We start from the raw sequence: 21818 nt of genomic DNA on the forward strand, positions 1-21818 counted from the left end.
CCCCTGCACCTTCGCAAGGGCTTGCCCCGGACTTTCCTTGGCCTTTGAAACGGTTTTGGGGAGCTGAGTGAACCTCTCCCCTCAAGACACCGTCCTAGAGGGCGCAATGTCGCCGGATGCCCGAATCGGCACCGGATCCAAGGTCTCTCGCAGAACTAATGGGATGCGATGTCTGTCAGGACAGATGTGGAAATGTCGGGCGCGGTTCCTCAACGATCGAACCGAGGGGGGCAACTGCCCAGCCGGGTACGGCAGCTGCTCCGCGGCCCGCGCCCCGAGGCAGTTCCCCTGCTCGTCGGCAGAGCCTGCGCCCTGGTGGGCCTGCTGGACATCGCCGCGGGTGTCTTCCCGCGCTTCCGGCACAGCCGTATGCACGCCATCGCCGAAGTGCTGCCGGGCTCCACGGGCCCGTTCGCGGCGGCGCTCTCGCTGAGCGCGGGCGTACTGCTGCTCCTGCTGGCGCACGGCCTCAAGCGCGGCAAGCGGCGGGCCTGGCGGGCCGCCGTCGTGCTGCTGCCGGCCGGAGCGATCGCGCAGTTCACGTACCGCCACTCCGTGGTGGGCGTCGTCATCTCCCTGGCACTGCTGGCCACCCTGCTGCGCCACCGCGACCAGTTCACCGCCCTGCCGGACCCGCGCAGCCGGTGGCGGGCGCTGGCCAACTTCGTCCTCATGGGCGCCGGTTCCCTCGCCCTCGGCCTGATCGTCGTCAGCGCCCACCCGGACACCCTGGTCGGCGACCCGAGCCTGGTCGACCGCATCACCCACGTCCTGTACGGCCTGTTCGGCTTCGAGGGCCCGGTCGACTACCAGGGCAACACCTCGTGGACGGTCGCCTTCTCGCTCGGCGCCCTCGGCTGGATCACGGCGGTCACGACGATCTACCTCGCCTTCCGCCCCGAACACCCCGCCGCCCGCCTCACCGAGGACGACGAGGCCCGCCTGCGCGCCCTGCTCGCCAAGCACGGCGGCCGCGATTCCCTCGGCCACTTCGCGCTGCGCCGCGACAAGGCCGTCGTCTTCTCGCCCAGCGGCAAGGCGGCGGTGACGTACCGCGTCGTCTCCGGCGTGATGCTCGCCAGCGGCGACCCGATCGGCGACGTGGAGGCCTGGCCCGGCGCCATCGAGCGCTTCATGGACGAGGCCAAGGCCCACTCCTGGACCCCCGCCGTCATGGGCTGCTCCGAGACCGGCGCCGAGGTGTGGACCCGCGAGACCGGGCTCGACGCCCTCGAACTGGGCGACGAGGCGGTGGTGGACGTCCCGGATTTCTCGCTCGCCGGCCGCGCGATGCGCAACGTGCGACAGATGGTCAAGCGCATCGAGCGCGCCGGTTACGAGACCCGGGTACGGCGCGTCCGTGACCTCGGCGAGACCGAGCTGGACCGGATACGCCGCGCCGCCGACGACTGGCGCGGCACCGACACCGAGCGCGGCTTCTCCATGGCGCTGGGCCGCGTCGGCGACCCCGCCGACGGCGACTGTCTCGTCGCCACCGCCCACAGAATTGAAGGGGCGGCGCGAAGCGCCTCAGGTAGGGCGGTGATGGGAGACGGGTGGGCCGACGAGGAGCCGGGAGAGTACGGCGACCTCAAGGCGATCCTCCACTTCGTGCCGTGGGGCACGGACGGGGTCTCGCTGGACCTGATGCGCCGCGACCGCTCGGCGGACCCCGGCATGAACGAACTGCTGATCGTGGCCGCCCTGCAGGCCGCCCCGAAGTTCGGCATCGCGCGCGTGTCCCTCAACTTCGCGATGTTCCGCTCGGCCCTCGCGCGCGGCGAGAAGATCGGCGCGGGCCCCGTGCTGCGCGCCTGGCGGGGCCTGCTGGTCTTTCTGTCCCGCTGGTTCCAGATCGAGTCCCTGTACAAGTTCAACGCCAAGTTCCGGCCACGGTGGGAGCCCCGTTTCGTGGTCTACCGCGCCTCGGCCGACCTGCCCCGCCTCGGCTTCGCCGCCATGCAGGCCGAGGGCTTCGTGAACCTGGCCCTGCCGCTGCCGCGCTTCCTGCGCCGCCGTACGACCGCACCGCGCCCCTGCCCGCACCGGGTGGCGGAACGGGACGTCCAGGCAGCGTGACCGCGGCCCCCGGACCGGCCCGAGCGGAAGCCCCCTGCCCCCGAGGGCTCCCGCTCGGGCCACGGCACGTCCCGGCACCCCCTTGGGCCTAGGCTGAACGTATGAGCAAGCAGAGCCGACGCGGGCGCGTCGCGGGCCTTCCGCAGTGGGACCGGTGCGCGGTCATGGGAGTCGTCAACGTGACCCCCGATTCCTTCTCCGACGGCGGCCGCTGGTTCGACACGACGGCCGCCGTCAAGCACGGCCTCGCCCTGGTCGAGGAGGGTGCCGACCTGGTCGACGTCGGCGGCGAGTCCACCCGCCCCGGCGCCAGCCGGGTCGACGAGGCCGAGGAACTGCGCCGCGTCATCCCCGTCGTCCGCGGCCTCGCTTCCGAGGGCGTCACGATCTCCGTCGACACCATGCGCGCCTCCGTCGCCGAGCAGGCCCTCGCCGCCGGCGCCGCCCTCGTCAACGACGTCAGCGGCGGCCTCGCCGACCCCGCGATGATCCCCGTCGTCGCGGACGCCGGCGCCCCCTTCGTCGTCATGCACTGGCGCGGCTTCCTGGAGGGCGGGAACGTCAAGGGCGTCTACGACGACGTCGTCGCCGAGGTCGTCGACGAGCTCCACGCGCGTGTGGAAGCCGTTCTGGCCGGCGGCATCGCCCCCGAGCGTGTCATCGTCGACCCCGGCCTGGGCTTCTCCAAGGACGCCGAGCACGACCTCGTGCTCCTCGCCCACCTCGACCGCCTTCTCGCCCTCGGCCACCCCCTCCTCGTCGCCGCGTCCCGCAAGCGGTTCCTCGGCCGTGTCCTCGCCGGGCCGGAGGCCGCGCCGCCGCCCGCGCGCGAGCGCGACGCCGCCACGGCCGCCGTCTCGGCGCTCGCGGCGCACGCCGGCGCTTGGGCGGTGCGGGTGCACGAGGTACACGCCACGGCGGACGCGGTGCGCGTGGCACGAGCCGTCGAGGGAGCGCGCGTCCCCGAGAACACGCCGGGCGCGCAGGCCGCCGAGGGAGCCCGGTGAGCGCCCCGCACACCGACGTCGAGCAGGTGGAGGCCGCCAACACCGGCTTCTACGAGGCGATGGAGCGCGGCGACTTCGAGGAGCTGTCCTCGTTCTGGCTCACCCCGTCCGACCTCGGCGTCGACGAGACCTACCACGACCCGGCGGACGTCGGCGTGGTCTCCTGCGTGCACCCCGGCTGGCCGGTTCTCACCGGCCGCGGCGAGGTCCTGCGGTCGTACGCGCTGATCATGGCGAACACCGACTACATCCAGTTCTTCCTCACCGACGTGCACGTCTCCGTGACCGGCGACACCGCCGTGGTGACCTGTACCGAGAACATCCTCAGCGGCGGGCCCGCCCCCGAGGGCGACGAGGAGCTCGGCCCGCTCGTGGGCCAGCTCGTGGTCGCCACGAACGTGTTCCGGCGCACGCCTGAGGGCTGGAAGATGTGGTCGCACCACGCCTCGCCGGTTCTGGCCGAAAACGACGAGGACGAGAGCGACGACACCCCCTCCTGAGTGGGTAGGCGACCTACAGGCCGACCGCAGGACCGCACAGGACCGCACCACAGGGCCGCACCACAGGACGGCAGGAACACGCGCAGGGACAATCACGGACAAACACTGGGATGACGCGCAGGAGCCACCCGCAAGGCGGCCCGCCGGCCCCCGCCGGGACCAAGAAGTGGTTGGAATCACGCGTCCACGGGTAGGCGCGGCTACCACCCCGTGAGCCGCCGGGTTCCCCACGGGAAACACCCAGTGAATCCTCCCGGCCCGGACCGGACCCACGCCCCCGTGGCCCGGCCCTGTCAGTGCCCGCAGGTAGATTCGGTCGAGGCCGGTGTGCCGCCCGCACACGGCATCGACCGGCCGTACCGACGATTGCAGGAGTGATTCGCGTGGATCGTGTCGCGCTGCGCGGCCTGAAGGCCCGCGGGTACCACGGTGTGTTCCCCGAGGAACGCAGGGAGGGCCAGACCTTCGTCGTGGACCTCGTCCTCGGTCTGGACACCCGACCGGCCGCCGCCGACGACGACCTGGCGAAGACCGTGCACTACGGCATCGTGGCGGAAGAGGTCGTGGCCGTCGTCGAGGGCGACCCGGTCAACCTCATCGAGACGCTCGCCGAGCGCATCGCCCAGGCCTGTCTGAAGCACGAAGGAGTCCAGGAGGTCGAGGTCACCGTCCACAAGCCGGACGCGCCGATCACCGTCCCCTTCGACGACGTGACCGTCACCATCACCCGGAGCCGAGTATGACTGCACCGTTCATCAAGGGCCCCAACGACCCGACCGTACAGCCGGTACCCGCCTCCGTCGTCGACCAGGTCGACGCCGCCGACACCACCCTCAGCAACCCGAAACGGGCCGTGATCTCCCTCGGCTCCAACCTGGGCAACCGCCTCGAGACCCTCCAGGGCGCCATCGACGCCCTGGAGGACACCCCCGGCGTGCGCATCAAGGGGGTCTCCCCCGTCTACGAGACGGAACCGTGGGGCGTCGAGCCGGGCACCCAGCCCTCGTACTTCAACGCGATCGTGGTCCTCAAGACCACCCTCCCCCCGTCCTCCCTGCTGGAGCGGGCGCACGCGGTCGAGGAGGCCTTCCACCGGGTACGGGACGAGCACTGGGGCGCGCGCACCCTCGACGTCGACATCGTCTCGTACGCCGACCTGGTCTCCGACGACCCGAACCTCACGCTTCCCCACCCGCGCGCCCACGAACGCGCCTTCGTCCTCGCCCCCTGGCACGACCTGGAGCCCGAGGCCCAGTTGCCCGGCCGCGGCCCCGTCGTCGACCTGCTCGGCACCGTCACCCGGGACGGCGTCGCACCGCGCAGCGACCTGGAACTCCAGCTGCCCGAATAGTCGTTAAGGTCAAGACGACCACATTCCGTGGGGACCCGGGGGAGCTGAAGGGGCACCGTGAGAGAGCTGCGCATCAGGTTGCTGGCAGGCGTGTTCATCGTGGCCGGAGTCCTGTCCTGGGCGGGCGCCCGCCTGTGGAACGCCGTCGGGACCCTGCCCAGCGTCCCGCTGGCCGCGCCCATCGTCCTGGCGGTCATCGCCGTGATCCTGCTCGCCACGGCACTCTCGATCCGCGCCCGCCTCAAGGCCCAGCGCGAACGCCGCCCGGAGGCCAAGGGCGTCGACCCCCTGATGGCCGCCCGCGCGGTCGTCTTCGGCCAGTCCAGCGCCCTGGTCGCCGCCCTCGTCGCCGGCATGTACGGCGGCGCGGGCGTCTTCCTCCTGGAGTCCCTCGACATCCCCGCCCGCCGCGACCAGGCCATCTACGCCGGCTTCTCCGTCGTGGCGGGCATCGCCGTCATAGCGGCAGCCATCTTCCTGGAGCGCGTCTGTAAACTCCCGGAGGACGACGAGCACAGCGGCGCGGGGGCGGCGCCCACTGCCTGAGAGTCACCAGGGTTGGCGAGCCAGGTGGCCGTTCACGAGAAAGCCCGGGTAGGGGTCGAGTCGGTAGCTGTAGAGAGTGAACGGTTTCGGGCTTCCGGCCCCGCGCGTCCGCACGTCGCGCACCTCGACCCATGTCGACTCGATGAGTCCCAACGGGTGCTGCTCGGGCTTGAAGGTCCCTCGGGACGGCCAGCTGTCGGCGACGACCAGATGCGAGGCCAATCCGTTGCCCCGAGGCATGAATCTTGCGCCGATCTCTCGTGCCGGCTCGGAGAGAAACGGCACGTTGGACCCACCCGTCAGGCGAGCCGAGCAGCTGATCCGGCGCCACGGTGAACGACACATGGTCAGTCACGAGATCCAGGACCTCGCGGACCTTTGCCGCCACCACTTGAGTGACTGTCGTCTGGACCGTGCGCTCTCCGTCCAACGTCCAGAGTCGGCTGCCCACCCGGACACTCCGCGCCTGTAAGCGCCCGCCAACCCCATTCACCGCTCGGCAGCCCGAACCCCACCGCGATCTTCCTTGATCAGCGATCAGCTCCACTGGCCGAGGACGGTATCGGGCACCACTGACAATCAGGTCAGCGAGCCAGTATCAGGCTCATGGCCTCAGCCCTGGTCGTGGCGTCCCGAAGCTGGCCCCGCACCGCCGACGTCGTGGTCTTGGCACCGGGCTTGCGGATACCGCGTACCGACATACACATGTGCTCGGCCTCGATGACGACGATCACGCCCCGGGCCTCAAGGATCTTCATGAGCGAGTCGGCGACCTGCGTGGTGAGCCGTTCCTGCACCTGAAGGCGACGGGCGAACACCTCGACCAGCCTCGCCAGCTTCGACAGGCCCGTGATCTTGCCGGTTTCGGCCGGGATGTACCCGATGTGAGCTACGCCATGGAACGGCAACATGTGATGCTCACACAAGGAGACGATCTCGATGTCCTTGACCAGGACCATCTCGTCATGCCCGATATCGAACGTAGTCGTCAGGACATCCTCGGGCTGCTGCGTGTGTCCGGCCAAAAGCTCCCGATACGCCCGCGCCACCCGCCCCGGCGTCTCCCGGAGCCCCTCCCGGTCCGGGTCCTCCCCGACGGCGATCAGCAGCTCGCGCACGGCGTTTTCGGCGCGCTTCTCGTCGAACTCGCCGACGCGGCCCTCGCCGTCCAGCGTCACGGGGTCGGTCATGTGGTGCCTCGATCCTTTGCGGGTGGCGCGTATGGGTCACGCGTCTGAACTGCCGGCATACGAAAATGCCACGCCCCCCAGGCTAGAACCTGGGGGGCGTGGCATTCATTCCGGGCCTGGTGTGGTCACCAGGGCCTGAGCGGCGTCAGCTCTCGGGACGCTCCTCGGGGGCCGGTTCGGCCACCGAGGCGGGCTCCGTCGCCGTCGACTTGGCGGTGGTGATCGCCGGCGTCGCGCCGTTGGCGCCGTTCGTCAGTGCGAGCTCCTTCGGGGAGAGCACCGGCGGACGGGTGGACGGCGTACGGCGGGAGGAACCGGTCCAGGCGGGCCGGGGCGGACGCTTGACGATGGGGGCGAAGATCTCGGCGATCTCCTCCTTGCCCAGCGTCTCCTTCTCCAGCAGCTGAAGCACGAGGTTGTCGAGGACGTCGCGGTTCTCGACCAGGATTTCCCAGGCCTCGTTGTGCGCGTTCTCGATGAGCTTCTTGACTTCCTCGTCCACCAGCGCGGCGACCTCTTCCGAGTAGTCGCGCTGGTGAGCCATCTCACGTCCGAGGAACGGCTCGGTGTTGTCGCCACCGAACTTGATGGCACCGAGGCGCTCGGTCATGCCGTACTGCGTGACCATCGCGCGGGCCGTGGTGGTGGCCTTCTCGATGTCGTTCGCCGCGCCCGTGGTCGGGTCGTGGAAGACGAGCTCCTCGGCCGCGCGGCCGCCCAGCATGTACGCCAGCTGGTCCAGCATTTCGTTGCGGGTCGTGGAGTACTTGTCCTCGTCCGGCAGGACCATCGTGTAGCCGAGAGCACGGCCTCTGGAGAGGATCGTGATCTTGTGGACCGGATCGGAGTTCGGGGAAGCCGCCGCGACCAGGGCGTGTCCGCCCTCGTGGTACGCGGTGATCTTCTTTTCCTTGTCCGACATGATCCGGGTCCGCTTCTGCGGGCCCGCCACGACGCGGTCGATGGCCTCGTCGAGCATCTGGTTGTCGATCAGCTTCTTGTCGCTGCGGGCCGTCAGGAGCGCCGCCTCGTTGAGGACGTTGCTCAGGTCCGCACCGGTGAAGCCCGGCGTGCGGCGGGAGACCGCAGACAGGTCGACGTCCGGGGCGACCGGCTTGCCCTTCTGGTGAACCTTGAGGATCTCCAGACGGCCCAGCATGTCCGGGCGGTCGACCGCGATCTGGCGGTCGAAGCGGCCGGGCCGCAGGAGGGCCGGGTCGAGGATGTCGGGCCGGTTCGTCGCGGCGATGAGGATCACGCCGCCCTTGACGTCGAAGCCGTCCATCTCGACGAGCAGCTGGTTCAGGGTCTGCTCGCGCTCGTCGTGACCGCCGCCGAGGCCGGCACCACGGTGACGGCCGACCGCGTCGATCTCGTCGACGAAGACGATCGCCGGGGCGTTCGCCTTGGCCTGCTCGAACAGGTCACGCACTCGGGAGGCACCGACACCGACGAACATCTCGACGAAGTCGGAACCGGAGATCGAGTAGAAGGGCACACCCGCCTCGCCCGCGACGGCGCGCGCGAGCAGGGTCTTGCCGGTGCCGGGCGGGCCGTACAGCAGTACGCCCTTGGGGATCTTCGCCCCGACGGCCTGGAACTTCGCCGGTTCCTGCAGGAACTCCTTGATCTCCTGGAGTTCCTCGACCGCCTCGTCCGAGCCGGCGACGTCAGAGAACGTCGTCTTCGGGGTGTCCTTGGTGATGAGCTTCGCCTTGGACTTGCCGAAGTTCATGACCCGGGAGCCGCCGCCCTGCATCTGATTCATCAGGAACAGGAAGACGACCACGATCAGGACGAAGGGAAGCAGGGAGAGCAGGATGCCGACGAACGGGTTCTGCTTGGACGGCGAGACCGTGTAGCCGTCCGGGATCTGCTTCTGCTGGTACTTGTTCTGCAGCGTGTTGGCGATGTCCACGCCTTGGTCGCCGATATAGCTCGCCTGGATCTTTGTGGCGTCCTCGACCTTTTCGCCGTCCTTGAGCTGGACCTTGATGATCTGCTCGTCGCCGGTGGTCAGCTTGGCCGACTCGACCTTGTTCTCGTTGATCGCCTGGACGACCTGGCCGGTGTCCACCGTCTTGTAGCCGCCGGACGAGCCGACGACCTGCATCAACACGACCACGGCAAGGACGGCCAGCACGATCCACATGACCGGCCCACGGAAGTATCGCTTCACGTCCATCCATACGGAGCGGTGTCGCCCCGTCCCTCCTGCCATAGTGAGTTTGATAAGACAGTTCTTCTGACGGTACCCCAGCTTCGACGCCCGTAGCCGCACGGGACGGCCGGTAAGCCCGTCTGCATGCTCCAACGGCGCGAGGCCCGCCGGGGTTCCCGATCTTCGTACGGGTGTTGGGCCCTTCGGGTCCGCGATCGCGGACCGCCGGGCTCAGCCGCCGTAGACGTGGGGCGCGAGCGTACCGACGAACGGGAGGTTGCGGTACTTCTCGGCGTAGTCGAGGCCGTAGCCGACGACGAACTCGTTGGGGATGTCGAAGCCGACCCACTCCACGTCGATGGCGACCTTCGCGGCGTCCGGCTTGCGCAGCAGCGTGCACACCTTGAGCGACTCGGGCTCGCGCGAGCCGAGGTTGGACAGCAGCCAGGACAGCGTCAGACCGGAGTCGATGATGTCCTCGACGATGAGGACGTGCTTGCCCTTGATGTCGGTGTCGAGGTCCTTGAGGATCCGCACGACACCGGAGGACTGGGTGCCGGCGCCGTACGACGACACAGCCATCCAGTCCATGGTGACGGGGGTGGACAGCGCCCGCGCGAGGTCGGCCATCACCATCACCGCGCCCTTGAGGACTCCGACGATGAGCAGGTCCTTGCCCGCGTACTCCGCGTCGATCTTCGCGGCCAGCTCGGCCAGCTTCGCGTCGATCTCTTCCTTGGTGATGAGCACCCGCTGGAGGTCGGCACCCATGTCTTTCGCGTCCACCCGCATCACTTTCGGTCGGTCGTCCCGCATTGATTGGCTCGGCCGGCCCCTCCGTCGTGTTCGTGGAGGGGTCGGGAATCAGCCTTGCCGAATCACCAGTCTGCCACCCTGGCGCTGGGCGACGACTTTGCCGGGGAGATTGATGGCTCCCTGACCGCGCCAGCCGGTGATCAGACGGTCGACTTCCTCGATGTGGCGGGCGAACAGCGCTCCGGCGGGCGCCCCGGCCTCGATGGCGGCGCGGCGCAGGATCCGGCGGCGCACGGCGGGCGGCAGCGCGTACAGCTTGGCGCACTCCAGGAGGCCGGCCGCGTCGCGTACGGCGGCCTCGGCATGGCCGGCCCAGGCGTCGAGCGCGTCGGCGTCGTCGCGGGAGAGCTGGGCCGTGCGGGCGAGGGCCTCGACGACGCCTTTTCCGAGCGCCTTCTCCAGGGCGGGCAGGCCCTCTTGGCGCAGGCGTGAGCGCGTGTATGCCGGGTCGGCGTTGTGCGGGTCGTCCCAGACCGGCAGGGACTGGACCATGCAGGCCTTGCGCGCGGTCTGCCGGTCGAGCCCGAGGAAGGGGCGGCGGTAACGGCCGCCGGCCCCCGAGACCGCGGCCATTCCGGACAGGGAGCGGATGCCGGAGCCGCGGGCGAGGCCGAGCAGGACGGTTTCGGCCTGGTCGTCGCGGGTGTGGCCGAGCAGGACGGCGATGGCGCCGTGGCGGGCGGCCGCGTCGTCGAGGGCGGCGTAGCGGGCGTCACGGGCGGCGGCCTCGGGTCCGCCCGAGCGGCCGACGGTCACGGCGATGGACTCGACGGGTTCGAGGCCGAGTTCGCGCATGCGCAGGACGACTTCCTCTGCGCGCAGGTCGGAGCCGGGCTGCAGACCGTGGTCGACGGTGATGCCACCGGCGCGGATGCCGAGTTTGGGGGCCTCGAAGGCGAGGGCGGAGGCGAGGGCCATGGAGTCGGCGCCGCCGGAGCATGCCACGAGCACGAGCGGGGAGGGGGGTCGCTCGTGCGGGGTGGTGCGAGGTTGCTCCTGCGGGGCCCGGCCTGGGGGCGCGTACGACGGTTCGCGCGCCGTGTCGTGGGCGGCGGGCGCTGCGCCGGTCGGCGTCACGGGCGGCGCCGGGGGCAGCGACATGTGCGGGATCTCGTACGAGGTCGCGCGCCGCCTGCCGGGGGCGACGAGGGCGTCGGTGGTGCGGCTGTGTTGGGTGAGGATGTCGTGGAGGACGCGGCGGACCGCCAGGCGTATCGCCGCGACCGCAGGATGGGGACCCATGTCCGGTTCCCTTCATGAAGTTTTCGGGGGGTGAGCCCGAGCTCGGTCACTCAGAGTGTATAGATGGTGACAGAGACGGGCCGTTCCCCGAGCATTGCACGCCTACCCATGGCTCACGGTCCCTCGGACGGGTGATTGGAGGGGCGTTCGCCTGCCGTCGGCCGGATTCGGTTCACGACCTTCGTATGAGATGCACGACTCGGCGCGCGATTCACGACTCCGCCTTGCGATGCACCCGCGCGATCCAGTCCGCCGGTTTGGCGATCTCCGCCTTGGTCGGGAGGGTGTTCGGGGACGTCCACACGCGGTTGAAGCCGTCCATGCCGACCTGGTCGTGGACGGCCCGTACGAAGCGTTCGCCGTCGCGGTACTGCCTGAGTTTGGCGTCGAGACCCAGCAACTTGCGCAGGGCCATGTCCAGTCGGGAGGCACCCTTGGCGCGCCGCTGCTGGAACTTTTCGCGGATCTCGGCGACGGTCGGTACGACCTGGGGCCCGACTCCGTCCATCACGAAGTCGGCGTGGCCCTCCAGGAGCGACATCACCGCGGTGAGCCGGCCGAGGATCTCCCGCTGGGCCGGGGTCTGCACCAGTTCGACGAACGAGCGTCCGCCGTCGTCCTCCTCGGCCTCGGGCCGGCCGCCGGCGAGCGACTGTGCGGCCTCGCGGATGCGCTCCAGGACGGTCATGGGGTCGACATCCGTCTCCGCCAAGAAAGACTGGATTTCGCCCTCGAGGTGGTCCCGCAGCCACGGCACGGCGCTGAACTGCGTGCGGTGCGTCTCCTCGTGCAGGCACACCCACAGGCGGAAGTCGTGGGGCTGTACGTCGAGTTCGCGCTCCACGTGGACGATGTTCGGGGCGACGAGCAGCAGTCGTCCGGCGCCGTTCTCTCCCGCCGGGAGTTCGCGGGTGGCCGGGGCGAAGGTCTCGTACTGGCCCAGGACCCGGGAGGCCAGGAAGGACAGCAGCATGCCGAGTTCGACGCCGGTGACCTTGCCGCCGACGGCGCCCATGACCGCGCCGCCGGGGCTGCTGCCGCGGCGCTCCTGCATCTTGTCGAGCAGAGGCTTGAGGATCTCGCGGAACCCGGCGACGTTGGCCCGTACCCAGCCGGGGCGGTCGACCACCAGGACGGGGGTGTCGTGGGTGTCCTCCGTGCCCATACGAGTGAAGGCCCGGACGTGTTCCTCCGAGGCCTTGGCATGTCGGCGCAGCTCGGCGACGACGGCCCTGGCCTCGTCGCGGCTCACCTCCGGGCCGGGCCGCACGAGCCGGGTCGCGGTCGCCACCGCGAGATTCCAGTCGACCATCTCGGCACCACCGATGCTCGTCATGTGTCAACCGTACGTGAGCGTTCCCACTTGGGGCAGGCCGTGCGGATGTGCGGAGGCGGGTCCGGCAGGGGTGGACGCGAGTTGGACGGCGCCCGCAGGTGCCTAACCGCAGCCGCAGGCCGCCAGTGCCGTCGCGGTTCTGTCCAGGGCCGACTGGGCGGCGTCCTTGTTCGTCGTGTTCGTTGCCAGGAAGGCGAAGGCCAGCAGGTGGCCGTCCTGGTCGACGACCGTGCCGGCCAGGGCGTTGACGCCGGTCAGGGTGCCTGTCTTGGCTCGGACGATGCCTGCCGCTCCGTCCGTGTAGCGGCTGCTCAGGGTGCCGGTGAAGCCGGCCACCGGGAGGCCGGTCAGTGCCGGGCGCAGTTGCGGGTGGGTCGGGTCGGCCGCCTTGGCCAGGAGGGACGTGAGCAGGTCCGCGGTGAGTTTGTCGTCGCGGTTGAGGCCGCTGCCGTCCTTGAAGGAGACGCCGGACACCGGCAGTCCGAGCTTCTTCAGCTGGGCCGCGATCGCCTGTCCGCCACCGTTGAAGTCGGCGCGCTCGCCGCTCGCGACGGCCGTGTGGCGGGCGAGGGCCTCGGCGATGTCGTTGTCGCTGTTGGTGAGCATGCGCTCGACCAGGGAGGACAGCGGGGGTGAGGAGACCTCGGCGAGGGCCTCGGCCCGGTTCGTGGCCTTGGACGGGCCGGGGGACGTCGTCCTGATGCCGCGGTCGGCGAGGAAGGACGCGAACTTGGTCGCCGCGTCCGTGGCCGGGTCCTTCGCCCGGGTCACCGGACCGCTGGTGGAGTCGTCCGTGCGGGCCTCGTCGGCCATGAGGGCGCTGACCGGGGCGAGGTTGCCGTCCTCGCCGATGGGGTGCAGTTCGGGGCCCGCGTAGAGCGTCTTGTCGTACGAGAGGGTGACCTCGCGTACGTCGCGCTTCTTCAGGGTCTGTGCGGTCGCGTCGGCCAGTTCGCGCAGGCTGGCCCAGCCGTCGGCCTCCTTGCGGGCCGTCAGGGTGGGGTCGCCGCCGCCGACCAGGACGAGTTCCTTGGTGTCGGGTTCGAGGGCGGTGCGGGTGGTGAGGCGGTGGTCGGGGCCCATCGCGGTGAGGGCGGCCGCGGCGGTGGCGATCTTCGTCGTCGACGCGGGCGTGAGGGGCTCGGCGGCTCCGACGCCGAAGAGGCGCTTGCCGCTGGCCACGTCCACGATCGCCGCCGACCTGCGCGTGCCGAGCTCAGGGACGTCCAGGAGCGGGCCCAGGAGGTCGGCGAGAGCCCGGCCGTTCGGGACCGAGTTCACGGTGCCCACGCCCCCGCCGAGGCCCGTCAGGACGGAGCCCGCGGAGGGGGCGGGACGGGGCGCCTCGCCTGCCGCATCGGACGAACCGGACGTATCAGTACGACGACCGTGATCTGCGCCACCCGTGCGCTCCTGGGCGGCCGCCCAGTCCCGCTCGGCCGTACGCTGACCGGTGGAGTCCCAGGGGCCGGCGGCGGTCACCACTCCGGCGGCCAGCGCCAGTCCGGCGGTGGCGGCGCCCGCGGTGTACTGCCAGGTTTTCGGCTTCGTGATCCGCGCGGCCTGCGGTGATACGGCTCGTGCGAGCCGTTTGACCTGCGGTTTCGCGGCCGTCGCGGCGCGTGCGAGACGTGGGCGTACGGCGTCCGCGGCCCGTGCCAGACGCGGTCGAACGGCGCTCGCGACCCGCGTCACATGCGGTCTCGCGGCTCGCCAAGGCCTCAGCTCTGGCACGACCACCAGCCCCTTTCGCGATCACACACCTGCGTGAGGGACACTTAACCACCAGAACTATGTGCTGATCATGGAGGAGCCACCGGTGGAGTTCGACGTCACGATCGAGATTCCGAAGGGTTCGCGGAACAAGTACGAGGTGGACCACGAGACCGGTCGGATCCGCCTGGACCGTCGACTCTTCACCTCGACCGCCTACCCGACCGACTACGGCTTCGTCGAGAACACTCTCGGCGAGGACGGCGACCCGCTGGACGCGCTGGTCATCCTTGACGAGCCGACCTTCCCGGGCTGCCTCATCAAGTGCCGCGCGATCGGCATGTTCCGGATGACGGACGAGGCGGGCGGCGACGACAAGCTGCTGTGCGTGCCGGCGACGGACCCGCGCCAGGAGCACCTGCGTGACATCCACCACGTCTCCGAGTTCGACCGCCTGGAGATCCAGCACTTCTTCGAGGTCTACAAGGACCTGGAGCCCGGCAAGTCCGTCGAGGGCGCCGACTGGGTGGGCCGCACCGACGCCGAGGCCGAGATCGAGCGGTCCTACAAGCGCTTCAAGGACCAGGGCGGCCACTGAGCCACCGGTACCTCTCAGCCACAAGTGAACGGGCTGCACGCGTGCGCGTGCAGCCCGTTCGCGTGTCTGTGCGCATACTGAGAGCGGCAGGAGGTGTCGTACAGGGAGTGCTACGCAGGTGACGGACGCGGAGGACCGCAAGCCGCAGTCGGACGAGGCGAGGATGGCCTTCACGCCTCCCGCCGGGATCGAGGTGGGCGACAGCGAGTCGGAGACCACGTCCGAGTTCGCCCTGCCCAAGGGGCTGGACGTGCTGCAGGCGCCGCTCCACGAGCCCGAGGGATCGGCGTTCACCGCGCCCAGCGGCTACACCGCCGAGGACGCCTCACCCGCGTTCACCCCGGCCGGCGGCATACCGCGGATAAGCCTGACCAAGGACCTGCCCTGGCAGGACCGGATGCGCACGATGCTGCGCATGCCGGTCACCGAGCGGCCCGCGCCGGAGCGGATGCCGCGGGCGGAGGACGAGGGCCCGGCCGTCCCGCGTGTACTCGACCTGACCCTGCGTATCGGCGAACTGCTGCTGGCGGGCGGCGAGGGCGCCGAGGACGTCGAGGCCGCGATGTTCGCGGTCTGCCGCTCCTACGGCCTGGACCGCTGCGAGCCGAACGTCACCTTCACCCTGCTGTCGATCTCGTACCAGCCGTCGCTGGTGGACGATCCAGTGACGGCGTCGCGCACGGTACGGCGGCGCGGCACCGACTACACGCGCCTGGCCGCCGTGTACCAGCTCGTCGACGACCTCAGCGACCCGGAGAGCCACATCTCCCTGGAGGAGGCCTACGGGCGGCTCGCGGAGATCCGCCGTAACCGGCACCCGTACCCGACCTGGGTGCTGACCTCGGCGAGCGGGCTGCTCGCGGGGGCGGCCTCGGTGCTGGTGGGCGGTGACCTGATCGTTTTCATCGCGGCGATGTTCGGCGCGATGCTCGGCGACCGGCTGGCGTGGCTGTGCGCGGGCCGCGGGCTACCGGAGTTCTACCAGTTCACGGTGGCCGCGATGCCGCCGGCGGCCATAGGGGTCGCGCTGACGCTGACGCACGTCGACGTGAAGGCGTCCGCGGTCATCACCGGTGGGCTGTTCGCGCTGCTGCCCGGACGGGCGCTGGTGGCGGGCGTGCAGGACGGGCTGACCGGCTTCTACATCACCGCGGCCGCGCGACTGCTGGAGGTCATGTACTTCTTCGTCGGCATCGTCGTCGGCGTGCTGGTGATCCTGTACTTCGGCGTGAACCTGGGTGCCAAGCTCACCCCTGACGAGGCGCTGCTCGCCTCCGACCGCCCGTACTGGCAGATCGCCGCGTCGATGCTGCTGTCACTGACCTTCGCCGTGCTGCTCCAGCAGGAACGGACCACGGTGCTCGCGGTGACCCTCAACGGAGGTGTCGCCTGGGTGGTGTACGGCGCGATGCACTACGCCGGTGAGTTCTCGCCGGTCGCCTCCACGGCCGTCGCGGCCGGGCTCGTGGGGCTGTTCGGGCAGTTGATGGCGCGCTACCGGTTCGCGTCCGCGTTGCCGTACACGACTGCGGCGATCGGGCCGCTGTTGCCGGGTTCCGCCACGTACTTCGGGCTGTTGGCGATCGCGCAGAACGATGTCGACGAGGGGCTGGTCTCCCTGGCCACGGCGGCTTCCCTGGCCATGGCCATTGCGATCGGGGTCAACCTCGGGGCGGAGATCTCTCGGTTGTTCCTGCGGATCGGGTCGCCGGAGAAGCGGCGAGCTGCCAAGCGGACTCGAGGGTTCTGAGCGCCTGGTAGCTCGGTCGCTTCCGAATCGACGGCGGCTGCGGATCGTGTGTGGTTGATCGCGCAGTTCCCCGCGCCCCTGAAGGGGCGCTTCAGTACCCCTGATTGGGCGGGTACTGCTGGTTCTGCTGACCGCCGTACGGCTGCTGTTGGCCGTAGCCCTGGGGGTACTGCTGGGCGTACGGCTGCTGTTGGGGCTGCTGCTGCGGCTGCTGTTGGCCGTAGTACTGCTGGTCGTAGTCGTACTGCTGCTGCCCCTGGTTGCCGTACTGCTGGGGGTGGTCCTCCGAGGGGATGCGGCGGAGCTGGGTCGTCGCGTCGTCCATCATCGGGGCCTGCTGGGCTTGCTGGGCCGGTGCGGCCGGGGACTGGACCGCCGCGCGCTTCTTCTTGGCGCGCTCCCGCAGGTACTCGATGATGATCGGGACCACGGAGATGAAGACGATCAGGACGAGGATCGCTTCGACGTTCTTGTTGATGAAGTCGATCTGGCCGAGCCAGTAGCCCGCGAGGGTGACGCCGGTGCCCCAGGCGATACCGCCGATGATGTTGTACGTGAGGAACGTGCGGTACTGCATACGGCCGGCGCCCGCCACGATCGGGGCGAAGGTGCGCACGATCGGCACGAAGCGGGCGAGGACGATCGCCTTCGGGCCGTACTTCTCCATGAACTCGTGGGCCTTCTCCAGGTTCTCCTGTTTGAAGAGCTTGGAGTTCGGCCGGTTGAAGAGCTTCGGGCCGAAGAACTTGCCGATCATGTACCCCACCTGGTCGCCGATGACGGCGGCCAGCACGATCAGGGTGCACACCAGCCACAGCGGCTGGCTGATGTAGTTCCCCTCGGCAACGAAGAGGCCCGCCGTGAACAGCAGGGAGTCCCCGGGCAGGAACGCGAAGAGGCCGGACTCGGCGAAGACGATCAGCAGGATGCCGGGGAGGCTGAAGGTCTCGATCAGATAGTCCGGGCTGAGCCACTCGGGGCCGAGCGCAAGCGTGGTCACGGGATTGTGGCTCCTGCGGGGAGGGGGCGGAGGCGAAGCTGGGTGCTCAAATTATCAACGCTGCACTGGCCGCCCAGGTTCCATGGACCCCCTCAGGATGCACTGTGCCCCTGCTGGGGCAAAGCTGTGATTCATGGGCATCGAAGAGTACGGCGGCGGGCAGGAGCCACAGCCCGACGTTCTGGTGGTGACCACCAATGACATTCCCGGCTATCGGGTCACCTCGGTTCTGGGTGAGGTCTTCGGGCTGACCGTGCGCTCACGGCATGTGGGCAGCCAGATCGGCGCCGGACTGAAGTCGCTGGTCGGCGGTGAGCTCAAGGGCCTCACCAAGACCCTCGTGGAGACCCGCAACCAAGCCATGCTGCGGCTCGTCGAGCAGGCACGCGCACGTGGGGCCAACGGCGTCCTGGCGTTCCGCTTCGACGTGTCGGAGGCCGCGGACGTGGGCACCGAGGTGTGTGCCTACGGGACGGCGGTGGTCCTGGCCCGGGAGTGACCGGTGCGGGGCCCGGGCCAGGAGCCTCAGGAGGAGTGCCGGGCGGCGTTGGCGAGGATCGCGTCCCTCAGGTAGACCGCGAGGCCCGGCTTGGCCTGGTCGATGTTCTGGGTGAACCGCGCGTCGGAGACGTACATCTCGCCGAGGCAGGCGTGCATCTCGTGCCCGCAGTCGTAGTGGTTGCGGGCGATCCCCCGGCGGTGCTCCTCGGCCGCGTCCATGGCCGTCTCGGAGTCGGCCGGCTCACCGGCCTCCATGAGCGCGACGAAGCGCCGGTTGAGTTCGTCGGCCTCGCGCTGGATCCGCTGCCAGTCCTCCTTGGTGTAGGAGGCGGCGCGCTGCTGTGACTGCCGATAGGCGTCGGTGTTGCCCCAGCGCTCCTGCACCTCCTCCTCGTACTGGTCCGGGTCGAAGTCCCCGAACACCTCGAACTTCTCCTCCGGCGTGAGATTGATGCCCATCTTGCGTGCCTCCATGGCGTGCTCCACGGCCGTCGCCATCTTCTGCAGCTTCTCGATCCGGGCGGTCAGCAACTCGTGCTGCCGGCGCAGGTGTGCGCGCGGGTCCGCGTCCGGGTCGTCGAGCAGGGCGGCGACCTCCTCGAGCGGGAAGCCGAGCTCGCGGTAGAACAGGATCTGCTGCAGCCGGTCGAGGTCGGCGTCGCTGTAGCGCCGGTGGCCCGCGTGGCTGCGCTCGCTGGGCACGAGCAGGCCGATGTCGTCGTAGTGGTGCAGGGTGCGCACCGTCACTCCGGCGAATCCGGCGACCTGTCCCACGGAGTAGCTCACTTCCGCTCCCTTCTCGGTACGCACTCCACGATGAGTCCTCACGCGGCGTGAGGTGCAAGCCCGGCGGCCCGGACCTACCGTCGTATACATGCCACTGCATCGTGGGAACAGCGAAGCACCGGACGACAAGGGCGGCGGGCGCAGGCTCGCGGTCAACCCCTTCTACGGCGAGACGAACCCGGTCAGCGGCATGACCGAGGCCCCGCCCACCCATCGGCTGCCCGACGCCCCGCTGCCGCCGGCGACGGCGTACCAGGTGGTGCACGACGAGCTGATGCTGGACGGCAACTCCCGGCTCAACCTGGCCACCTTCGTCACCACCTGGATGGAGCCGCAGGCCGGGGTGCTGATGGCGGAGTGCCGGGACAAGAACATGATCGACAAGGACGAGTACCCGCGCACCGCCGAGCTGGAGCGGCGCTGTGTGGCGATGCTCGCCGATCTCTGGAACGCGCCGGATCCCTCGGTGGCCGTGGGCTGCTCCACCACCGGGTCCAGCGAGGCGTGCATGCTCGCCGGCATGGCGCTCAAACGGCGGTGGACGCGGCGCAACGCCGACCGGTACCCCGGTGCGCGCCCCAACCTGGTGATGGGCGTCAACGTCCAGGTCTGCTGGGACAAGTTCTGCAACTTCTGGGAGGTGGAGCCCCGCCTGGTCCCGATGGAGGGCGAACGGTTCCATCTGGACCCGCAGGCGGCGGCCGAGCTGTGCGACGAGAACACCATCGGGGTCGTCGGAATCCTGGGCTCCACCTTCGACGGTTCGTACGAGCCGATCGCTGATCTGTGTGCCGCCCTGGACGCCCTCCAGGAGCGCACGGGCCTCGACGTCCCGGTGCACGTCGACGGCGCGTCCGGTGCCATGGTGGCGCCCTTCCTCGACGAGGACCTGGTGTGGGACTTCCGGCTGCCGAGGGTCGCCTCGATCAACACCTCGGGGCACAAGTACGGGCTCGTCTACCCGGGTGTCGGCTGGGCGCTGTGGCGGGACAAGGAGGCACTGCCCGAGGAGCTCGTCTTCCGCGTCAACTACCTGGGCGGCGACATGCCGACCTTCGCGCTGAACTTCTCGCGGCCCGGCGCCCAGGTGGTGGCGCAGTACTACTCGTTCCTGCGGCTGGGGCGGGAGGGGTTCCGGGCCGTGCAGCAGGCCTCGCGGGACGTGGCCGGGACGGTCGCCGGGGCCGTGGAGAAGCTCGGCGACTTCCGGCTGCTGACCCGGGGCGACCAGTTGCCCGTCTTCGCCTTCACGACGGCCCCGGACGTCAAGGCGTACGACGTCTTCGACGTGTCCCGGCGGCTGCGCGAGAAGGGCTGGCTGGTCCCGGCGTACACCTTCCCGCCGAACCGCGAGGACCTGTCCGTCCTGCGGGTGGTGTGCCGCAACGGCTTCTCCGAGGACCTCGCCGAGCTGTTCGTGCAGGACCTGACCGTGTTGCTGCCGGAGCTGCGCCGGCAGCCGCACCCCCTGACACAGGACAGGGGGGCGGCCACCGGGTTCCACCACTAGGCGGCGCCCTAGCGGCTCAGGCGTCCGAACCGCCGTACCGCGAGCGGGAAGAACACCGCCAGGAGCACCAGCGGCCATACGATCGCCGCCCCGACGCCGTCCGTACCCGTGCCGCCGAACAGGTCCCGTACGGCCGTGGCCGTCTGGGACATCGGGTTCCACTCGACGACCGTGCCGAGCCAGCCCGGCATGGACTCGGGCAGCGCGATGGCGTTGGACAGGAAGCCGATCGGCCAGACGAGGATCTGCACCGCCTGCACCATCTCCGGCTTCCCGGCCACCAGCGCCAGGTGGATGCCGATCCACAGCATGGCGAAACGGAACAGCAGGAGCAGGCCCACGGCGCCCAGGAAGGCCCCTGGGCTGCCCTCCGCTCGCCAGCCCAGTGCGTATCCGATGCCCATCAGGGCGAACAGGGCCAGCGCCGACTGGAGCATGTCGGCCACCGAACGGCCCACCAGCACCGCACCGTTGGCCATCGGCATGGATCGGAAGCGGTCGATCACGCCCTTGTTGAGGTCCTGGGTCACCGCGATCATCGTGCCCTCCAGGCCGAAGGCCATGGTGAGCGCGAGCATGCCGGGGACCAGGTAGTCGATGTAGGAGCCCTGCAGGCCCCGGCCGCCGCCGATGAGGTACCCGAACATCAGCAGCAGCATCACGGGGAAGACCAGGTTGACCACGACCTGCACGGGTTGCCGCGCCCAGTGGGCGAGTTCGCGGCGGGTCATGGTCCAGGAGTCGGTCAGTGCGTACGCGGTCACACGGCCTCCTTCACTCGTTCGTCGCGCCCGGTCAGCTGCAGGAACACCTCGTCCAGCGTCGGCCGGCGCAGCGCGACGTCCTCGGCCTCGATCCCGGCCTCCTCCAGGGCCCGTACGACACCGGAGAGCGCCGCCATCCGGTCGGTGACCGGGGCGCTGAGCAGGCGGCGGTCGGGGTCCACCGAGACGTCGTCCTTCGGCACGGGCAGCAGGGCGACGGCCGCGCCCAGTTGGCCCGCGTGCCGCAGGACCACGTCGATGCGGTCGCCGCCGGTGAGCGCCTTGAGCTGGTCCGCGGTGCCGTCGGCGATGACCCGGCCGGCGTCGACGACCGAGATGCGGTCGGCGAGCTGGTCGGCCTCCTCGAGGTACTGGGTGGTGAGCAGGACCGTCGTGCCGCCACCCACCAGGGACCGGACGGCGGACCAGACCTCGACACGGCCGCGCGGGTCGAGACCGGTGGTGGGTTCGTCCAGGAAGAGCACCTCCGGGTCGGTGATGAGTGAGGCCGCCAGGTCCAGTCGCCGGCGCATGCCGCCGCTGTACTGCTTCACCGGCTTGCGGCCGGTGTCCGCGAGGCCGAAGCGCTCCAGGAGCTCGTCGGCGCGCACGCGCGCGGGGCGGGCGCCCAGGTGGTAGAGGCGGCCGAACATCTCCAGGTTCTGCCGGCCGCCCAACTCCTCGTCCAGGGCCGCGTGCTGGCCGAGCAGCCCGATGCGCAGGCGGACCTCGTAGGCCTGGCGCACCACGTCGTGTCCCGCCACCTCGACGTGGCCGCTGTCCGGCCGCAGGAGGGTGGACAGGATGCGGACCAGGGTGGTCTTGCCCGCGCCGTTCGGGCCGAGCACTCCGTGCACGGTGCCGCGCGCGACCGTGAGGTCGAGCCCGTCCAATGCGTGTTTGCCGGCTTTGCCGCCGTACTTCTTGCGTGCCCCTTCGACGATGATCGCCGCGTCGGCCACTGAATC

Annotated in this window: 20 protein-coding genes; 10 read left to right on the plus strand and 10 right to left on the minus strand. The window is 70.0% G+C overall.

Annotation, left to right across the window (positions count from 1 at the left end; all coding sequences use genetic code 11):
• Positions 1-192: 192 nt before the first annotated feature.
• From ACWGDB_RS21275 to ACWGDB_RS21300, 6 genes are all read left to right on the plus strand, one after another.
• Positions 193-2079 carry a phosphatidylglycerol lysyltransferase domain-containing protein gene (locus ACWGDB_RS21275; RefSeq protein ID WP_453823929.1) on the plus strand — a complete coding sequence of 629 codons (1887 nt, stop codon included), beginning with the start codon at positions 193-195 and terminating at the stop codon, positions 2077-2079.
• Positions 2080-2180: 101 nt separating this feature from the next.
• Positions 2181-3086 (plus strand): dihydropteroate synthase, encoded by a 906-nt coding sequence (folP, locus tag ACWGDB_RS21280; RefSeq protein ID WP_453823831.1) that lies wholly within the window; start codon positions 2181-2183, stop codon positions 3084-3086.
• A complete protein-coding gene (locus tag ACWGDB_RS21285; RefSeq protein WP_383610688.1) occupies positions 3083-3586 on the plus strand; it encodes a nuclear transport factor 2 family protein in 504 nt (167 codons plus the stop codon). The genes folP and ACWGDB_RS21285 overlap by 4 nt, the downstream gene beginning before the upstream one ends.
• Before the next feature lie 383 nt (positions 3587-3969).
• Positions 3970-4329 carry a dihydroneopterin aldolase gene (folB, locus tag ACWGDB_RS21290; protein WP_369272627.1) on the plus strand — a complete coding sequence of 120 codons (360 nt, stop codon included), beginning with the start codon at positions 3970-3972 and terminating at the stop codon, positions 4327-4329.
• Positions 4326-4937, plus strand: coding sequence for a 2-amino-4-hydroxy-6-hydroxymethyldihydropteridine diphosphokinase (gene folK / locus ACWGDB_RS21295; protein ID WP_383629500.1), 612 nt, complete (start codon positions 4326-4328; stop codon positions 4935-4937). Before folB ends, folK begins: the two co-directional genes overlap by 4 nt.
• 57 nt (positions 4938-4994) lie before the next feature.
• Positions 4995-5483, plus strand: coding sequence for a DUF3180 domain-containing protein (locus ACWGDB_RS21300; RefSeq protein ID WP_453823832.1), 489 nt, complete (start codon positions 4995-4997; stop codon positions 5481-5483).
• A 584-nt stretch (positions 5484-6067) separates the two neighbouring features.
• Here the strand turns inward: ACWGDB_RS21300 and folE are convergent.
• The 6 genes from folE to dacB form a co-directional block, all read right to left on the minus strand.
• Positions 6068-6673, minus strand: a complete 606-nt coding sequence (folE, locus tag ACWGDB_RS21305; protein ID WP_383610672.1) for a GTP cyclohydrolase I FolE — start codon at positions 6671-6673, stop codon at positions 6068-6070.
• Between the two features lie 145 nt (positions 6674-6818).
• On the minus strand, positions 6819-8858 hold the full coding sequence (ftsH, locus tag ACWGDB_RS21310; RefSeq protein WP_453823833.1) for an ATP-dependent zinc metalloprotease FtsH: 2040 nt from the start codon (positions 8856-8858) through the stop codon (positions 6819-6821).
• Between the two features lie 207 nt (positions 8859-9065).
• A complete protein-coding gene (gene hpt / locus ACWGDB_RS21315; RefSeq protein ID WP_328430472.1) occupies positions 9066-9626 on the minus strand; it encodes a hypoxanthine phosphoribosyltransferase in 561 nt (186 codons plus the stop codon).
• A gap of 72 nt (positions 9627-9698) precedes the next feature.
• Complete coding sequence (gene tilS / locus ACWGDB_RS21320) at positions 9699-10892, minus strand: tRNA lysidine(34) synthetase TilS (RefSeq protein ID WP_453823834.1); 1194 nt, start codon at positions 10890-10892, stop codon at positions 9699-9701.
• Positions 10893-11103: 211 nt separating this feature from the next.
• Positions 11104-12228: a zinc-dependent metalloprotease gene (locus tag ACWGDB_RS21325; protein WP_453823835.1), complete on the minus strand. Its 1125-nt coding sequence runs from the start codon at positions 12226-12228 to the stop codon at positions 11104-11106.
• A 102-nt stretch (positions 12229-12330) separates the two neighbouring features.
• On the minus strand, positions 12331-13968 hold the full coding sequence (gene dacB / locus ACWGDB_RS21330; RefSeq protein ID WP_453823836.1) for a D-alanyl-D-alanine carboxypeptidase/D-alanyl-D-alanine endopeptidase: 1638 nt from the start codon (positions 13966-13968) through the stop codon (positions 12331-12333).
• A gap of 79 nt (positions 13969-14047) precedes the next feature.
• Between dacB and ACWGDB_RS21335 the strand changes: the two genes are divergently transcribed.
• Together ACWGDB_RS21335 and ACWGDB_RS21340 are read left to right on the plus strand one after the other, a co-directional pair.
• Entirely contained in the window at positions 14048-14539 is a 492-nt protein-coding gene (locus tag ACWGDB_RS21335; RefSeq protein ID WP_164425123.1) for an inorganic diphosphatase, read from the plus strand.
• Between the two features lie 118 nt (positions 14540-14657).
• Positions 14658-16289, plus strand: coding sequence for a threonine/serine ThrE exporter family protein (locus ACWGDB_RS21340; protein WP_453823837.1), 1632 nt, complete (start codon positions 14658-14660; stop codon positions 16287-16289).
• Positions 16290-16380: 91 nt separating this feature from the next.
• On the opposite strand, the gene ACWGDB_RS21345 is transcribed toward ACWGDB_RS21340, so the two are convergent.
• Complete coding sequence (locus ACWGDB_RS21345) at positions 16381-17289, minus strand: DedA family protein (protein ID WP_453823838.1); 909 nt, start codon at positions 17287-17289, stop codon at positions 16381-16383.
• Between the two features lie 133 nt (positions 17290-17422).
• Here ACWGDB_RS21345 and ACWGDB_RS21350 point away from each other — a divergent pair, with 133 nt between their 5' ends.
• Complete coding sequence (locus tag ACWGDB_RS21350; RefSeq protein ID WP_453823839.1) at positions 17423-17788, plus strand: YbjQ family protein; 366 nt, start codon at positions 17423-17425, stop codon at positions 17786-17788.
• A 26-nt stretch (positions 17789-17814) separates the two neighbouring features.
• Here ACWGDB_RS21350 and ACWGDB_RS21355 read toward each other — a convergent pair whose 3' ends face one another.
• Positions 17815-18576 carry a MerR family transcriptional regulator gene (locus tag ACWGDB_RS21355; RefSeq protein ID WP_453823840.1) on the minus strand — a complete coding sequence of 254 codons (762 nt, stop codon included), beginning with the start codon at positions 18574-18576 and terminating at the stop codon, positions 17815-17817.
• A gap of 88 nt (positions 18577-18664) precedes the next feature.
• Here ACWGDB_RS21355 and ACWGDB_RS21360 point away from each other — a divergent pair, with 88 nt between their 5' ends.
• Positions 18665-20086 carry a glutamate decarboxylase gene (locus tag ACWGDB_RS21360; protein ID WP_453823841.1) on the plus strand — a complete coding sequence of 474 codons (1422 nt, stop codon included), beginning with the start codon at positions 18665-18667 and terminating at the stop codon, positions 20084-20086.
• A gap of 8 nt (positions 20087-20094) precedes the next feature.
• Here the strand turns inward: ACWGDB_RS21360 and ACWGDB_RS21365 are convergent, their stop codons facing one another.
• The gene (locus ACWGDB_RS21365; RefSeq protein WP_383610643.1) at positions 20095-20850 is read right to left on the minus strand and encodes an ABC transporter permease; all 756 of its coding nucleotides are present in this window, start codon (positions 20848-20850) and stop codon (positions 20095-20097) included.
• Positions 20847-21812, minus strand: a complete 966-nt coding sequence (locus ACWGDB_RS21370; RefSeq protein ID WP_453823842.1) for an ATP-binding cassette domain-containing protein — start codon at positions 21810-21812, stop codon at positions 20847-20849. The genes ACWGDB_RS21365 and ACWGDB_RS21370 overlap by 4 nt, the downstream gene beginning before the upstream one ends.
• Between the last annotated feature and the right edge of the window lie 6 nt (positions 21813-21818).

This window comes from Streptomyces sp. NPDC055013 (assembly GCF_053608645.1).

Excerpts from the sequence above, each read along its gene's own strand:
- hpt (WP_328430472.1), bottom strand. The coding sequence starts at position 9,626 with ATGCGGGTGGACGCGAAAGACATGGGTGCCGACCTCCAGCGGGTGCTC.
- folK (WP_383629500.1), top strand. The coding sequence starts at position 4,326 with ATGACTGCACCGTTCATCAAGGGCCCCAACGACCCGACCGTACAGCCG.
- folP (WP_453823831.1), top strand. The coding sequence starts at position 2,181 with ATGAGCAAGCAGAGCCGACGCGGGCGCGTCGCGGGCCTTCCGCAGTGG.
- tilS (WP_453823834.1), bottom strand. The coding sequence starts at position 10,892 with ATGGGTCCCCATCCTGCGGTCGCGGCGATACGCCTGGCGGTCCGCCGC.
- ACWGDB_RS21325 (WP_453823835.1), bottom strand. The coding sequence starts at position 12,228 with ATGACGAGCATCGGTGGTGCCGAGATGGTCGACTGGAATCTCGCGGTG.
- ftsH (WP_453823833.1), bottom strand. The coding sequence starts at position 8,858 with ATGGACGTGAAGCGATACTTCCGTGGGCCGGTCATGTGGATCGTGCTG.
- folE (WP_383610672.1), bottom strand. The coding sequence starts at position 6,673 with ATGACCGACCCCGTGACGCTGGACGGCGAGGGCCGCGTCGGCGAGTTC.
- ACWGDB_RS21350 (WP_453823839.1), top strand. The coding sequence starts at position 17,423 with ATGGGCATCGAAGAGTACGGCGGCGGGCAGGAGCCACAGCCCGACGTT.
- ACWGDB_RS21360 (WP_453823841.1), top strand. The coding sequence starts at position 18,665 with ATGCCACTGCATCGTGGGAACAGCGAAGCACCGGACGACAAGGGCGGC.
- ACWGDB_RS21275 (WP_453823929.1), top strand. The coding sequence starts at position 193 with ATGTCGGGCGCGGTTCCTCAACGATCGAACCGAGGGGGGCAACTGCCC.